The 15,809-nt window shown below is 72.3% G+C and carries 9 protein-coding genes; 6 read left to right on the top strand and 3 right to left on the bottom strand.

Annotation, left to right across the window (positions count from 1 at the left end):
• Window positions 1-2: 2 nt before the first annotated feature.
• Together LX83_RS01995 and LX83_RS01990 are read right to left on the bottom strand one after the other, a co-directional pair.
• Complete coding sequence (locus LX83_RS01995) at window positions 3-4,253, bottom strand: sugar-binding domain-containing protein (protein ID WP_253766288.1); 4,251 nt, start codon at window positions 4,251-4,253, stop codon at window positions 3-5.
• A gap of 369 nt (window positions 4,254-4,622) precedes the next feature.
• Window positions 4,623-8,447 (bottom strand): nSTAND1 domain-containing NTPase, encoded by a 3,825-nt coding sequence (locus tag LX83_RS01990; protein ID WP_253766286.1) that lies wholly within the window; start codon window positions 8,445-8,447, stop codon window positions 4,623-4,625.
• A gap of 259 nt (window positions 8,448-8,706) precedes the next feature.
• Between LX83_RS01990 and LX83_RS01985 the strand changes: the two genes are divergently transcribed.
• Both LX83_RS01985 and LX83_RS01980 read left to right on the top strand, forming a co-directional pair.
• Complete coding sequence (locus tag LX83_RS01985) at window positions 8,707-9,102, top strand: hypothetical protein (protein WP_253766284.1); 396 nt, start codon at window positions 8,707-8,709, stop codon at window positions 9,100-9,102.
• A 78-nt stretch (window positions 9,103-9,180) separates the two neighbouring features.
• Window positions 9,181-10,392 (top strand): low temperature requirement protein A, encoded by a 1,212-nt coding sequence (locus LX83_RS01980; protein ID WP_253766282.1) that lies wholly within the window; start codon window positions 9,181-9,183, stop codon window positions 10,390-10,392.
• A gap of 44 nt (window positions 10,393-10,436) precedes the next feature.
• Here LX83_RS01980 and LX83_RS01975 read toward each other — a convergent pair whose 3' ends face one another.
• Window positions 10,437-11,438 (bottom strand): sugar-binding transcriptional regulator, encoded by a 1,002-nt coding sequence (locus tag LX83_RS01975; RefSeq protein ID WP_253766280.1) that lies wholly within the window; start codon window positions 11,436-11,438, stop codon window positions 10,437-10,439.
• Between the two features lie 130 nt (window positions 11,439-11,568).
• Between LX83_RS01975 and LX83_RS01970 the strand changes: the two genes are divergently transcribed.
• The 4 genes from LX83_RS01970 to LX83_RS01955 are packed head-to-tail and all read left to right on the top strand — an operon-like array spanning window position 11,569 to window position 15,760.
• Window positions 11,569-12,576, top strand: coding sequence for a zinc-dependent alcohol dehydrogenase family protein (locus tag LX83_RS01970; RefSeq protein ID WP_253766278.1), 1,008 nt, complete (start codon window positions 11,569-11,571; stop codon window positions 12,574-12,576).
• Entirely contained in the window at window positions 12,569-13,933 is a 1,365-nt protein-coding gene (locus LX83_RS01965; protein WP_253766276.1) for an ABC transporter substrate-binding protein, read from the top strand. The genes LX83_RS01970 and LX83_RS01965 overlap by 8 nt, the downstream gene beginning before the upstream one ends.
• A complete protein-coding gene (locus LX83_RS01960) occupies window positions 13,930-14,868 on the top strand; it encodes a carbohydrate ABC transporter permease (protein WP_253766274.1) in 939 nt (312 codons plus the stop codon). Before LX83_RS01965 ends, LX83_RS01960 begins: the two co-directional genes overlap by 4 nt.
• Before the next feature lie 46 nt (window positions 14,869-14,914).
• Window positions 14,915-15,760 (top strand): carbohydrate ABC transporter permease, encoded by an 846-nt coding sequence (locus tag LX83_RS01955; RefSeq protein WP_407649468.1) that lies wholly within the window; start codon window positions 14,915-14,917, stop codon window positions 15,758-15,760.
• The last annotated feature ends 49 nt before the right edge of the window (window positions 15,761-15,809 follow it).

Here is a 15,809-nt window from a genome sequence, read left to right as displayed (position 1 = left end):
GGTCACCGGCTGCGGCCCACCAGCGAGGCGATGGACACCGCGCCCGCGTCACCGCGCATGCCCGCGCCGTGGCGGAACTGGGCGAGGGTGGCCGGATCGGTCAGGTCCAGCCCGCCGCTGATCCGGCCGGTGTGGATCGGGGTCCAGCTGCCGTCGCGGCCGTGGAAGATGCCCAGCGAAGCGCCCGCGACCACCAGGGCGAACCGGTCGCCGGCACGCAGTCGCAGCCGCGCGGTGCTCTGCCCGGGCAGCAGCTGCCCGTTGACCCGGACGTCGAAGCCGGTCTCCCCGCGGATGTGGTTGTACCAGGCGAGCACGTAGTTGCCCTGGTCCTTGACCAGCCCGGTGAACAGGCTGTTCTCCGCCCCGCTGCCGCCGGCCAGCTCGCCGACCTCCACGATGGTCGCCGACGGGGTCGCGGCCGGTGTGGCCGAGGACGCCAGCAGGCTGAAGAACCGGCGGTCCGCGGTGACGCGCAGCGCCGAGTCGCTCACCCGGGGCTGTGGCGCGACCTCCCCGGAGAACGGCTGGAAGGTGCGGTAGTCGCCGGCGGTGTCGGTGTCGAAGGTGTCCCGCACCTGGCTGTTCGGGAAGTTCTGCTCGCTCGGGGCCGGCAGCGGAACGCTCAGCTGCCAGGGCTGCTCAGCCACCTGCCGGACACCGTCGGCGCCGTAGTGCACCCGGGTCCGCACCTGGGCCTCGCCCACGCCGGTCGGGGTGACCCGGTACCGCTGGGACACGGCCTGACCCGGCCGCAGCTCCGGCACCGGCGCGGCGTCGACCGGCTCGGCCCGCCACCCCGCCGGCAGCAGCAGCGCCGGCCGGACATCGCGCACCGCCCTCGGCGAGTCGTTCACCACGGTGACGGTCATGGTGCCCGGCTGGTCGGCCACGGGCTGGCCGGGGACCAGGTAGGTGCTCACCCCGGCGCCCTCCCGGGTGGCCAGGTAGGGCTCGGCGTCGGCGACCTCCGGGCCGGACACACCGCGGCCGCGGGAGAACACCAGCTGCGGGGTGATGCCGAACCGGCCGGTGCGCGGCCCCAGCACGGTCAACCCGCCGCCGCTGCCGCGCAGCGACACGCTGAGCGTGCCGTCCGCGGCGGCCTCGCGCAGCGCGCGGGCGTCCAGGTCGAGCACCACCCGGTAGCCGTACTGGCCGGGGTCGAAGCCGGCCTCGTGCGACAGCGCGCCGCGCGCGTCCGCCGGGTCGTCCGGCAGCAGCACGCCCCTGGTGGCCACGCCGTCGACCACGGCGGTCAGCGTGGTGGGGTAGCGCCGCTCCGAGGTCTGCGGGTACCGGGTGCGGGGCAGGTCCGGGCGGGCGGCCGAGGCTTCCAGCACCAGCTGGGCGCGGTTCCAGCCGCCGGAGCGCACCTGGTCGCCCACGTCCACCTGCCAGCTGAACTCCCCGTCGCCGTAGCCCCACGCGGCGCTCGCCGCGTCCGCGTGGAACGTGCCCGCGCCCTGCGGCCAGTTCCCGGTCGCCCGGGCCGGATCCAGCGCCAGCCGCGCCACCTGACCGTCCACCGCACCGTCCGCTGTGGACGCGTCGGCCGCGGCCCCGGTCGAGTCGGACCAGCCGGCGAGGAAGGTCTGGCCGCTGGCCAGCACGTCCCGGCCGCGCACCAGTTGCACGTCCAGCCGCCCGGACACCAGGCCGGCCGGCACCTGGGCGGTGACCGTGCCGAGGTCGCTGGTGGTGTACTGCCTGGGCGCGGCCGGTCGCTGCGTCCACCCGGTCGGGCGCAGCGCGGTCGCGGTGGCGTCCGTGCCGCTGATCCGCCAGCGCAGCACGGCCCCGTCCACCGGCCGGCCGGAGAACAGCGACGACTTGACCGGCAGCGACAGGGTGGTGCCCGGCGTGACCCGCTGCACCGGGCGGGCGTCGAACAGCAGGACGTCGTCGGCGTTGGCCAGTGCCACACCGCCCTGCCGGCCCTCGGCGTCGAGGTAGCCGGGCACCTGCAGGGTGCGGTCGTAGGCGGCCCAGCCGTTCCACTCCCACTCGATGTCGGATAGCTCGGTGAACAGGTAGCCGTTCATCTTGGGCTGCGACCGGAACAGCTCGGCGGTGTACCGGAACGGGGTGGCCACCTCCTGGTCCTTCTCCCGGCCACCCGACCAGGGGCCGAACTCGGAGTTCAGCAGCGGCTGGCCGGACTGGACCCGGCCCTCCTCCATGTTGAACGACGAACCGGGGTAGGTGTTGCGCACGTAGTTGTCCACATTGGACTTCCATTCGTCCCACGTGGACAGATAACCGTGGAAGTCGAGCAGGTCGGTGTCGTTGCTGGGATGCCCGTTGGAGCAGCAGGGCGAGTTGTCCACCACCAGCCGGGTGTCCCCGAGCTGGCTCCTGGTCAACTGCACCATGCGCTCGATCCAGGGCTTGCTGTCCTCGCGGATCGGGCCGCCACCGCCCACGCCCCAGCCCTCGTTGAGCACGTCCCAGATCACGATGGACGGGTGGTTGTAGTCGCGGCGCACGGCGTCGCGCAGCACGCTCTCGTAGTGTCGCTCGGCCTCGGCCGAGTAGCCGTTGTAGCCGAAGTTGGGCTGGTCGTACCAGACCAGCAGGCCCAGCACGTCCGCCCAGTGGTAGTAGAGCGGATCGTTGATCTTGATGTGCAGCCGGGTGGAGTTCAGCCCGAGCTGCTTGGCCAGGGCGAGGTCGAACAGCACCGAGCCCTTGCCCGGGCTGGCCAGGCTGCCGCCGCGCAGGTCGCTGCCCTGGTAGAGACCGGTGTAGGCGTACCCGCCCCACGGGTTGAACGCCTGGTCCAAAGTGGAGCGGAGGTAGATCGGCCGGTTGTTCAGGTACAGGTACTGGTACTGCTGCTGGGGATCGGACTGCTCGGCCGGGGAGTGCCCGGGCGCCCAGTCCCTGCTGATCGTGCGCAGCCCGAACCAGGTCGTGGTGGCGTCGGTGCCGCCCGGCGAGGTGAGTTCCGCCCGCACCTGGTACAGCCAGGGGCTGTTCGGCGACCACAGCTTCGGGTCGGGGATGTCCACGACGGCCTTGCCCGCGCTCAGCGGCACGGTCGCCGTGGCGACCACCCGGCCGACCCTCGGCTCGGCCGGCCGGGGCAGGTTCAGCCCGTCCTGGGCCGCGCCGGGCTGACCGGCCTGCTCGCGCACGGTCAGCCGGACCGTGCCCCCGGCGGCCCGGTCCGTGCCGGTCACCGCGATCTCGGCGCGCGCGCCGGTCACGGCCGCGTTCGCGCCGCGCGGTGCCGAGGCGAAGTCCAGCTCCGGCGTGACGTGCACGGTGTCCAGCCGCGCCGGGTCGGCCGGCTCCAGCCACACCGACTGCCAGATCCCGCCGGTGTCCGCGTACCAGCCCATCTGCTTGCCCTGCGGGTAGGGCGTGGTCTCGCCGTTGTCCGGCACCCAGGCGCGCACCACCAGCGAGTGGGTGGAACCGGGCCGCAGCCGACCGAGATCCACGTCGAAGGGGGAGTAGCCGCCGTCGTGCTCGGCGACCCGGCCACCGTCCACGAACACCTGGGCGCTCCACTCCACCGCGCCGAAGCGCAGCAGCACACCCCGGTCGGCCGGCCAGTCCGAGGGCACGGTGAACTCCCGCTGGTACCACACGGCGCCCCGCACGTCCTCGAACTGGCTGGCGTACACCTCGTTGGTGGCGCGCGCCTGCTCGCCGACGCCGGCCAGCGAGGTGTAGCTGAACGGCACCCGCACCACGTGCTCCCACTCGTGGCCGCCGGCCGCCCAGTTCTGGTCCAGCCCGACATCGGCGGCGTCGAACCCGAGCGACCAGGTGCCGTTGAGGGACAGCCACCGGCCGCCCGTGCCGGCCCTGCGGTCCGCGTCCGGCCTGGGGTAGTCCGGGTGCGGGACCGTGCTCGGGGTCTCCCGGTCCAGGCGCAGCACCACCGGTTCGGTGCCCGGCGGCTCCAGGGGCAGCCACCGCATCGCGTAGCCCGGTTTGCCGGCCACCACGGCGAGCGCGTCGGCCGGCACGTCCGGCAGGCTGAAGCCGCCGTCGTCGCCCGTGCGCACGCTCGTGGTCTGGGCGGCCGCGTGCACGACCGCGCCGGCCACGGCCCTGCCGGTGACCGCGTCGAGCACCCGGCCGGTGACGGTGCGGCCAGCAGCAGCAGCAGCGGCTGGCTCGGCCGCGGCGCTCGGTGCGAGGGCGACCAGCGCGGTGGACGCGATCAGCGCGATGAGCGCGCTCACCGCGGTGGGTCGGTGTGCCTGGAATCGGTGCCGGTGACGTGGTCGCGACATGTCGCTCCTCACTCGTGGTCGCCACCGCGGACCGGTGGCCGTCCATCGCGTGTGCTGGCGGCTGCGGAATTGTCGGCGGGAACGCGGGAAGCACGAACGCGGGAAGCGGAAATGTGGAAGCGGGAATGGGGGAAGTGGGGAAGCGGGGAACGGTCAGCGGGACCGAGACAAAGGGGGCGGCCGTTGTGGGTGGACAACTGGCAATCGGACACGTCCTCAACCGAGGAATACCGGCCGGCGGTTCATTGCGCAAGAGTTACCGGCCGGATACGGCCGGGAGACAATCGCACTGCCCGTTCGCCGGGGTGGTGTTGCCCAATTCGACACCCCTGGGTGGTGCGATCGGGCATCGGTCGGCGAGCACGCGATTCAGCTGGCGCAGAGCGGCTTTTCCAGTTCCGGCAGGCGCAGCGTGCTCGGCGCGGGACTGAGCGCGCCGTGCGTCACCGCGCAGATCCGCTGCACGGCGTGGTCGACGTCCAGGTCGAGCAGGCGCACGGTGTTCGTGCTGTCGGTGGTGACCAGGAACCGTCCGTCGCGGCTGAACTCCAGGTCCGCGCCCGTGCCCGCCAGCGAGTCGATCGGCGGGCCGAGCGGGACGGGACCGGTGGGATCGCTGACGTTCCACAGCCGGATGGTGTGGTCGTTGCTGGCGGTGGCCGCGAGCCGGCCGTCCGGGCCGTACACCACCGACGACACCGCCTGGGAGTGCCCGGTCACCGCCTCGCCCAGCAGCACGGGGGTGCCTGGGTCGCTGGTGTCCCACAGCCGGAGGGTGTCACCGGCGCTGGCGAGGGTGCTGCCGGTGGGGCTGAACGCGAGGTAGGCCAGGGTGTCGGTGAGCTGGCCGGCGAGCCGGGGCCGGCGTGGTTCGGTGATGTCCCACAGCCGGATCGTGTGGTCGAGGCTCGCGGTGGCCAGGACACGCCCGTCCGGGCTGAACCGCGTGGCCCTGATGTTGCCGGTGTGGCCGGTGAGGTGGGCCAGGGCGGTCGGCCGGGTGGGGTCGGCGAGGTCCCACAGCTGAACGCTGTGCTCGTCGTCGCCGGTGGCGAGGAGCCGGCCGTCGGGGCTGAACTCCAGGGTGGCGGCGGCGTAGCGGGTGCGCAGCGACCAGGCCGGGCCCAGCGGCGTGGGGTGCGTCGGATCAGCGACGTCCCACAGCTGGACGAGCTTGGCGTAGCTGAGCACGGCGAGGGTGCGGCCGTCCGGGCCGAACCGCACCCGGGTGCACCTGGCGCTGCAGGACTGGAGCTGGCCGCTGCCCGCCGGGATCGTGCCGACCGCGGTGGGCCGGGTGGGCTCGGACGTGTCCCAGAGCAGCACGACGGCGTCCCGGTCCGCGGTGGCCAGCAGACGGTTGCCCGGGTGGACGGCCACCGAGTGCACGTCGCTGTGGTGGCCGATCAGCACCGCGGTGGGCAGCGACCACAGCCGGACCAGGCCGTCAGCGCTGCCGGTGGCCAGGGCGCGCCCGTCCGGGCTGAACTCGGCGGCGTAGGTGTTGCTGCCGCCGCTGCTGGTGAGGCGGGTGCTCAGCGGCGTGGCGCCGGCCGGGGCGGAGACGTTCCACAGGTGGGTCGTGCCGTCGGCGCCGGCGGTGGCGAGCAGGCGGCCGTCGGGACTGAAGTCCACCGACCACACGCCGCCGGTGTGCGCGGCGAGCGGGCTGCCGAGGAGGGTGCCGTCGGCGACCCGCCACAGCCGGACCGTCCGGTCCTCGCTGGCGGTGGCCAGGACGGACCCGTCCGGGCTGAACGCCACCGAGTGCACGAGCTGGGTGTGCCCGGTGAGCCGGTGCCCCAGGGGTGCGGCGCGACCCGGGTCGGTCACGTTCCACAGCAGGACCGTGGTGTCGTCCCCACCGGCCGCGAGGGTGCGCCCGTCCGGGCTGAAGGCCACCGAGCGGACCGGTCCGGCGAACCCGGTCAGCGGCGGATCCAGCGCCAGGGGGCGGGTGGGGTCGGCCACGTCCCAGAGCCGGACGGCGTGCTGCTCGGTCGCGGTGGCCAGGGTGCGGCCGTCCGGGCTGAACGCGGCGAGGTAGACGGTGCCGTCGCCGGCGGCCAGCGGTGGGCCCAGCGGGGACGGGTGGGCGGGGTCGGTGACGTTCCACAGCCGCACGCCGCCGTCGTCGCCGGCGGTGGCCAGGGTGTGGCCGTCCGGGCTGAACACCGCGGTGCCCACCCAGCCGGAGTGCGCGGTCAGCGGCTGGCCGAGCGGTGTTGGCCGGGTCGGGTCGTGCACGTCCCACAGCCGGACCGTGGTGTCCTCGCTCGCGGTGGCCAGGGTCCGGCCGTCGGGGCTGAAGGAGGTCAGGTAGACGTTGCCGGTGTGCCCGCTCAGCGGCGTGGCCAGGGCGGCGTTCTGGGTCGCGAGCAGCCGGGGGGTGACGGACTGGTCACCGGGGCGCATCCGGTGGGCCAGCAGGGTGAGCTGGGCGGACAGCGACGGATCGCGGTCGGCGATCCGGTCGGCCTCGGCCAGCACCTGCTGGAACACGGCCTCGTTGCGCTGGTCGACGGCTGCCGCCCGCTGCTGCACGGCCACCACCGCGGTGGCCGCGGTGAGCACGGCGAACACCACCACCCCCGCGACGAGCTGCCGCAGCCGGCGAGTCCGCCGCCGGGTCCGCACGGCCTCGTCGTCGCGGGCGCGCACGCTGGCGTTGAGGAACTCCCGTTCGCCGGCGGTCAGCTGGCCGGCGCGGGTCGCGGCCCAGTCGCAGGCGAGCGCGAGGCGGGCGCCCCGGTACAGCGCGCCGGGATCGCGGTGCAGTGCCACCCAGGCGTGGCTGGCCTCGGTCAACTGCTGGTGGACGCGCAGGCCTTCCCGGTCCTCGGCGAGCCAGTCGGCCAGCCGCGGCCAGTGGCGGATGAGGGCCTCGTGGCTGATCTCGATGCCGTCCCGGTCGGCCACCAGCAGCCTGGCCTGGGTGAGCCGGTCGAGCACGGCCCTGGTGTCGGGATCACCGGTGACGTCCTCGGCGCCGATCCGGCGCTTGGTGTCCGCCATGCCGTCCCCCACCGCGGTCAGCCGCAGGAAGAGCTGCTTCGCCGCGGCCTGCTGCGGGGCGTCCAGGGCGGAGTACACGTCCTCGGCGGTGCGGGCCAGGGCGTGGTGGATGCCGCCGGCCGCCTCGTAGCCGGCCAGGGTCAGCGTGACGCCGTGCCGGCGGCGCCAGGTCTCCCGCAGCGCGTGGGAGACCAGCGGCAGCACCGCCGGCCGGCCGGTGGCATCGGCCATCAACCGGGCCAGCAACGCGGTTTCGACCTTCAGGCCGGCACGCGCCGCCGGCCCGGTGATGGCCTCGCGCAGCTGGTCGGGCGTCATGGACCCCACGAGCAGCTGCCCACCGCGCACGGCGGCGACGAGTTCGGGGTACTGCCCGAAGTGGCCGTAGCAGTCCGCGCGCACCCCGAGCACCACCCGCACCCGGCTGCCGGCCGCGGTCGCCGCCGCGGTCAGTGCCCGGACGAACCGGCTCCGCTCCTGCTCCGCGCACAGCGTGAACAGCTCCTCGAACTGGTCGACGACCACCAGCGCGTCCGACTCGCTGTCGACCAGTGCCTGCCTGATCCGCAGGTGCAGGTTCGCCGGGTCCGCGGCCAGGTCCGCGCGCCAGGAGACGGCGGATCCGCCGGTGAGCGCGGCGAGGCGCACGGCGCATTCCTCCAGCGGGTTCTTTCCCGGGGTGAACACTGTCGCCGGCATGTCCGTCCGGCTGAGCAACCCGGCCCGCAGGAGCGAGGATTTGCCGGAACCCGACGCGCCGAACACGCCGACGAAACGGTGCCGCTCGACAGTGGAGAGCAGTTCCCCGACCAGTTCGTCCCGGCCGAAGAACCAGTCGGCGTCGTCCTGGCCGAACGCGGCGAGCCCTCGGTAGGGGGACCGCGCCGGATCCTCGTCGCGGGGCCGCGTGTCGTCCTCTCCCGCCGCCACCGACCGCCACCGGGCCGCCCACTCGGCGATGTCTCCGGAACAGGCCCGGACAAAGGCCAGCGTGACCGCGAGGCTGGGGAGCCGGCGGCCGCTCGCCGCCTCGGACAGCGCCGCGGCCGAGTAGTGCGCGCGGCGGCTCAGCTCGCGATACGTCGGGGTGCCCGCCTTGTCCCGCAGCCGGCGCAGATCAGCGGCGAACCGCAGCACGTCGGTGTCCTCCGCGCCCAGTGGGCGTTCGCGTCGCGGCATTGTCGCCTCCCCCGAATCAGCGGCCATTGTTCAGAGAAGGTTGTTCAGTGTCCATTGCCTGACACTGAACAAACTCCGGGTCCTACGGTGGGCCGCGCCGTGCGCTGGACAGCGGCACCAGGGAGGGGCACGAGGGGGTCGCTCCCTTGGCCGTGCCAGCTGACCGGGACCGATGTCCGGGCACGTGCTGGTAATCGGCCGTCCGGCTGGTCCGGTGCCGGACGGGTATTTCCTGAACCGGTTTTCCCGAGGAGGAACCGTGCGAAAGACGCGAACTCTGTCCCTGCTCGCTTCGGTGGTCGCGGTCGTGGCGGCCACCGCCACCACGGCGAGCGCCGACACGGCCGCGCCGGCGGCGGATTCGGCACCGGCCGGGGCACTCGCCGCTCCGGCGCAGTGCACGGGGTCCTGGATCGAGGTGGACTCACCCAACGTCGGTGAGTGGATCACGGCCAGGGCCAAGCCCGACGCGGCCTCGGCCGCGGTCTTCCAGATCCAGGAGGGCTCGGTCAGCCCGTGCCGCAAGCTGGTCGTCGGCGCCGGCTACAACGCCTGCGGCAAGTACGACGCCAACGGCTGGATCCTGATCCAGAACCTGGGGCGGCTGGGGTGGTCGGGCTACATCCCCAGCGTGTGCGCGTTCGACTACTCCTGACGACGCCGGGGTAGCCCTCGGTCTGCCCGAAAACCGTCGAGCACCTGGTCACCGTGTGTCGTCGCGCAGACTGTGCGCATGGCGCAACCAGCCCGGGTACGGGTCGAGAAGGTGAACGAGGCCGGTTCGGCGACGACGCTGGAACTGTTCTTCGACCTGGTGTTCGTCTTCGCCCTCACCCAGATCACCGCACTGATGGCCGACCAGCCGACCGGGCTGGGCCTGCTGCGCGGCTCGCTGCTGATGGCCGTCGTGTGGTGGTGCTGGGTCGGGTACTCGTGGGTGTCCAACGTGGTCAAGGCCGACGAGGGCCTCGCCCGCGTCACCACGCTCGTGGCGATGGCGGCGATGTTCCTGGTGGCGCTCACCATCCCCGAGGCGTTCACCGACCTGCCCGGCGGGCTGTCCGGGCCGACCGTGTTCGCGTTCTGCTACCTGGTGCTGCGCGCGGCGCACCTGGCGTTGTTCTGGCTCATCAGCCCCGACGATCCCACGCTGCGCCGCCAGGTCGGCCGGTTCGCGCTGTCCATGATCGGCGGTACCGCGCTGCTGCTGCTCGCCGCGAACACCGAGGGCGCCGCGCAGCTGCTGCTGTGGCTCGCCGCGGTGGCTGCGGACTACGGCGGCACCCTCGCCATCGGCGCCCGCGGCTGGCGGCTGAACTCGGCGCGGCACTTCGCCGAGCGGCACGGTCTGATCGTGATCGTGGCGCTCGGCGAGTCGATCGTGGCGATCGGTGTCGGCGTGGCCCACCTGCCGATCTCGTGGCCGATCGCGGTGGCCGCGATCCTCGGGCTGTCGGTGTCGGCGAGCCTGTGGTGGGCCTACTTCGACACCACCGCCCTGCTGGGCGAGCACGCGCTGGTGCGCGCTCGGGGCGAGCACCGGGTGTCGATGGCCCGCGCCGCGTTCACCTACCTGCACCTGCCCATGGTGCTCGGCATCGTGATGCTGGCGCTGGGCATGAAGAAGGTCCTCACCTACGTGGGCGACACCGAGCACCACACGCTGACCGACGCGCTGTACGGGGTGCCGCTGTGGGCGCTGTACGGCGGCACCGCGCTGTACCTGCTGGCGCACGTCGGCTTCGCGTGGCGGTGCTGGCGCGCGGTGCGGGTGCACCGGCTGGTGGCGGCCGTGGTGCTGGTCGCGGTGGTGCCGCTGGTGGCGCACCTGCCGGCGCTGGCGAGCCTCGGCGTGCTGGCGGTGCTGCTGATCGCGTTGAACGTCACCGAGTCGGTCACCGACCGGGCGGCGCGCGAGCAGATCCGCCACGGCCACGCCGAGTAGCCCGGCCAGGCGGGTGACCGGCAGGCGGCGTGCCGGGCGCACCGCTACGCCGACGCGGCCCGGCGCGGCCGAGGCGGCCGCTTGGCGGCCAGCTCCAGGGTGAGCTGGGCGGTGTCCGCGTCGGTGATCAGCGTGCTCACCATGCCCGAGCGCAGCACCGCGTCGATGGCCTCGGCCTTGGGCGTGCTGTAGCCGAGCGCGATCACCTCGGGAACCTGGCGCAGCTCCTCGGCGCTGATCGCCAGCACGTGGTGGGAGAGCCCGGTGGACAGGGCGTTGCCGTCGGCGTCGAACAGCCGCGCGCTCACCTCGGCCTTGGCGCCCCGCTTGCCGATGGCCTCCCGCTCGGCCGGGCCGAGCGCGTCGTAGACGGTGGACTCCCCGGGCTGCCACGCGCCGATGCTGACCACCGCCTTGGTGAGGTTGCGGAACTGCCCGAATGTCTCGGCGATTCCCGGCTGCTTGCGCAGGGTTTCGGTGGTGCGGCGGTCGGGCAGCACCAGGGGGCCGAAAATGGGGTAGGCGTCCCCGCCGGACACGGCCGCCAGCCGGCTCACCGTCTCCACCGACCGGTCGTACATGTCCATCCCGGCCTGCACACCGCACAACTGCACGATGGGGCACGGCGGCAGCGACCGGATCGCCTCGGTCATCACGTTCACCGACCGCGCCCAGGCCAGGCCGATCACGTCGTCCTTGGTGACGATCTCGGTCAGCAGCTCGGCGGCGAGCGCCCCGATCCGCCGCCGCATCTCCGGGCGGGTCTGCTTGCCGGGCGCTCGTTCGAGTACCAGGGCGCGACGCAGTCCGTAGGCCGAGCGCAGCTCCTCGCAGAGGCCGACGTCCACCGGCGCCGGCAGGTCGAACTCCACCCGCACCAGACCCTGTTCCAGTGCGGCGTCGAGGATTCGCGCCACCTTGAACCGGCTGATCCCGAACGCCTCGGCGATGTCCAGCTTGGACTCGCCCCGGAGGTAGAACCGGTGGGCGATCGAGGCGGCCTGAACCGAGTCGGTCAACGTGGGGCGCCGCTTTGATCTGCTCATATGAGCACTATAACGCGAAAAGCGCTCGAAAGATTGACGGAATCACTAGGAGAGTCCTTCAATGCATCCGCGACAATGAGCAGTACTGATGGTCGACGTGCTCATATGAGCACACGAGAGGCGAGGTGACATGCGCGCCGCGATCGTGGACAGGCCGGGTTCGATCAGAGTGGGCGACGTGCCCGACCCGAAGCCGGGCGAGCGCCAGGTGGTGGTCAAGGTGGGGGCCTGCGGCATCTGCGGCACCGACCTGCACATCGCCGACGGGCACTTCCCGCCAACGCCCTACCCGATCGTGCCCGGCCACGAGTTCGCCGGCGAGATCGTCGAGGTGGGCAGCGACGTGCCCGGCGACTGGCGGGTCGGCGACCGCGTGGCCGTGGACCCCTCGCTGTACTGCGGCTACTGCACCCCGTGCCGCTCCGGCCACGGCAACCTCTGCGAGAACTGGAACGCCACCGGCGACACCGTCAACGGCGCGTTCGCCGAGTACGTGGCGGTGCCGGCGGCCAACTGCTACCGCATCCCGGACAGCATGACCTGGCAGCAGGGCGCCCTGGTGGAGCCGGTGTCGTGCGCGGTGCACGGGGTGCGCCGGGTCGGGGTCGAGGCTGGCGAGCGCTTCCTGGTGATGGGCGCAGGCACCATGGGGCTGATCATGCAGCAGCTGCTGCAGCGGGCCGGTGCGCGGGTGACCGTGGTCGACCGCAACACCGCCCGCCTGGACCGGGCCACCAGCCTCGGCGCGCACGCGGTCGCCGGTGACGTCGCCGACCTCGACGGCGAGGTGTTCGACGCCGCCGCCGACTGCACGGGCGCGGTGCCCGCCATCGAGGCCGCGTTCGACTCGCTGCGCCGCGGTGGCCGGCTGCTCGTCTTCGGCGTCGCGCCCGAGCAGGACCGGGTCAGCCTGTCGCCGTTCCGGATCTACAACGACGAGATCACCGTGGTCGGCTCCATGGCCGTGCTGAACAGCTTCGGTGCCGCGCTCGACCTGGTGGCCTCGGGTGCGATCGACACCGGGGCGCTGCTGACCGACGCGCTCCCGCTGGAGCGCTACCCGGACGCGCTGGCGCTGATGCGCAGCGGCGCCGGGCTGAAGGTGCAGGTCCTTCCGGAGGGGAGCAGCCATGCCTGATTCCGCCGGTAGCGGGCAATGGAGCCGGCTGCCGCTGCTCGTGCTGGTCGCCCTGCTCACCCTGACCGGCTGTGCCGGCGCGGGTGCGCTGGGCGCGGGCGGCCAGACGCTGGTCATCGCGATCGTGGCCAATCCGCAGATGAACGACGCGATCGAGCTGTCCGACCAGTTCGAGCGGGACAACCCGGGCGTCCGGCTGAAGTTCGTCCGGCTGCCGGAGAACCAGGCCCGGGCCAAGATCACCGCGTCCACCGCGACCGGGGGTGGCGAGTTCGACGTGGTGATGATCAGCAACTACGAGACACCGCAGTGGGCGGCCAACGGCTGGCTGGAGAACTTGCAGTCCTATGTGGACTCCTCGCCGGACTACGACGCCGCCGACTTCATCCCCAGCATCCGCGACTCCCTGTCCTACCAGGGGTCGATGTACGCGGTGCCGTTCTACGGCGAGTCCTCGTTCCTCGCCTACCGCAAGGACCTGTTCGAGCAGGCCGGGCTGACCATGCCGGCCAGGCCGACCTGGCAGCAGATCGCCGAGTTCGCCGCCCGGTTGGACGACGAGGACGCCGGTGTGGCCGGCATCTGCCTGCGCGGCAAGCCCGGCTGGGGCGAGAGCCTCGCCCCGCTGACCACCGTGGTGAACACCTTCGGCGGCCAGTGGTTCGACCAGGACTGGAACGCGCGGCTGACCTCACCGGAGTTCCGCGCCGCCGCGGAGTTCTACGTGAACCTGGTGCGCGAGCACGGCGAGGTCGGCGCGTCCAGCGCCGGGTTCTCCGAGTGCGGCACCCGCTACGCCCAGGGGCAGGCGGCCATGTGGTACGACGCCACGGTGATGGCCGGCACCAACGAGGATCCGGCCAGCAGCAAGGTGGTGGGCAAGTCCGGCTACGTGGCCGCGCCCGTGCAGCAGACCCGCAGCAGCGGCTGGCTCTACACCTGGGCGCTGGCCATGCCCAAGGTGACCGAGCACAAGCAGGCCGCGTGGAACTTCATGCGCTGGATGACCTCCAAGCAGTTCGTCCAGACCGTGGGCAGCACCTTCGGCTGGAACCGGGTGCCGCCGGGCTGCCGCATGTCGACCTATGCGATCCAGGAGTACCAGCGGGCCGCGCAGGCCTACGCGCAACCGACCCTGGACGGCATCAGCGAGGCCGACCAGCGCAACGCCATGGTGCGGCCCGTGCCCTACCCGGGCATCCAGTTCGTGGGCATCCCCGAGTTCCAGGACCTGGGCACCCGGGTGAGCCAGCAGCTGTCCGCGGCCATCGCCGGGCAGATCTCCGTTGCCGACGCGCTGAACCAGGCACAGCAGTACGCGCACACCGTTGGTGAGTCCTACCGGGAGACGCGATGACCGCCGTGGAGCTGGCACTGCCAACGACGACGAGCCAGGACCGCGACCACCCGGTCCAGCCCAGATCCGACAGGGGAGCCTGGAAGCGGCGGGCGCCGCTGCTGCCGGCGCTGGTGTTCACCATCGCGGTGACCCAGGTGCCGTTCCTGCTCACGGTGTTCTACTCGTTCCAGTCCTGGAACCTGGTCCGGCCCGGGTCGCAGCACTTCGTGGGCCTGCGCAACTACGTGGACGTGTTCGCCGACAGCCAGTTCCGCGGCGCCATGCTCAACACGGTGGTGCTCACCGTGGTCTGCGTGCTGGTCGCCATGCTGCTCGGCCTGGGCCTGGCCCTGCTGCTGGACCGCGCGTTCCTCGGGCGGGGCGTGGTGCGCACGCTGCTCATCACCCCGTTCCTGATCCTGCCCGCGGCCGGTGCGCTGCTGTGGAAGACCACGATGTTCGACCCGACCTACGGACTGCTCAACTTCGTCCTCGGCGGGGAGACCGACTGGCTCTCGGAGTTCCCGCTGGCCTCGGTGATGGCGCAGGTCGTGTGGCAGTGGACGCCGTTCATGATGCTGCTGATCCTGGCCGGCCTGCAGAGCCAGTCCAAGGAGGTGCTGGAGGCCGCCCAGGTGGACGGTGCCGGCCGGTGGCGCACGTTCGCCTCGATCACGCTGCCGCAGCTGAGCCGGTTCCTCCAGCTGGCCGCCCTGCTCGGCGCGATCTACGTGGTGAACAGCTTCGACGCGATCTTCCTGATGACCCAGGGCGGACCGGGCACCGCCAGCACCAACCTGCCCTACTACATCTACCAGCGGGCGTTCGAGGGTTTCGACATCGGACAGTCCTCGGCCATGGGCGTGATCGTGGTGATCCTCACGATGATCGTCTCGACCTTCACGCTCCGGCTGATGTTCCGGGCCTTCGACGTCTCCGGCGGGGTGAGGTGACATGACCGCATCGACGGCATCCACGGCGTCGGCCGCATCGACCGCGCTGACCGAGGACCCGCCCCGCGCCCGAGGCCGCCGCGGCCGCGCGGGCAGGGCGGCGCTGACCACGCTGACCTGGGTGGTCGCCGTGCTGTTCGTCTTCCCGCTGGTGTGGATGGTGTTGACCTCGTTCAAGCAGGAGGCCGACGCCTACACCGACCCGCCTCGGCTGTTCTTCACCCCGACCCTGGACCAGTTCGCCAGGGTGCTGGACCGCGGTTTCCTGCCCTACCTGGGCAACTCCGCGTTCGTCACCGTGCTGTCCACGCTGTTCGTGCTGCTGCTCGGGGTGCCGGCGGCCTACGCGCTGTCGCTGGCCCCGGTCCGGGGCACCAGCAACGCCCTGGGCTTCTTCCTGTCCACCAAGATGCTGCCGATCGTCGCCGCGATCATCCCGCTGTACGTGATCGCGCAGAACGTCCAGCTGCTGGACAACGTGTGGGCGCTGGTCGTGCTCTACACGGCGATGAACCTGCCGCTGGCCATCTGGATGATGCGGTCGTTCTTCCTGGAGGTGCCCAAGGAGGTGATCGAGGCAGGGCAGATGGACGGCGCCCGCCTGCCCACCCTGCTGTTGCGGGTGGTGCTGCCCGTGGTCGCGCCCGGCATCGCGGCGACCGCGCTGATCTGCGTGATCTTCTCGTGGACCGAGTTCTTCTACGCGGTCAACCTCACCTCGGCCAGGGCCGGCAGCGTGCCGGTGTTCCTGGTCGGGTTCATCACCAGCGAGGGCCTGTACTGGGCGCAGCTGTCGGCCGCCGCACTGCTCGCCTCGCTGCCGGTGGTGATCGTCGGCTGGATCGCGCAGAACTACCTCGTCCGCGGCTTGTCCATGGGCGCGGTCAAGTAGGCAACCGTCCACACCGGACTCCGGCGGGCGGGGTGCCCGCTCGCCGGAG

The sequence above is a fragment of the Goodfellowiella coeruleoviolacea genome, assembly GCF_024171785.1.
GTDB lineage: Bacteria > Actinomycetota > Actinomycetes > Mycobacteriales > Pseudonocardiaceae > Goodfellowiella > Goodfellowiella coeruleoviolacea.
This window is presented reverse-complemented; position numbering and strand designations above follow the sequence as displayed.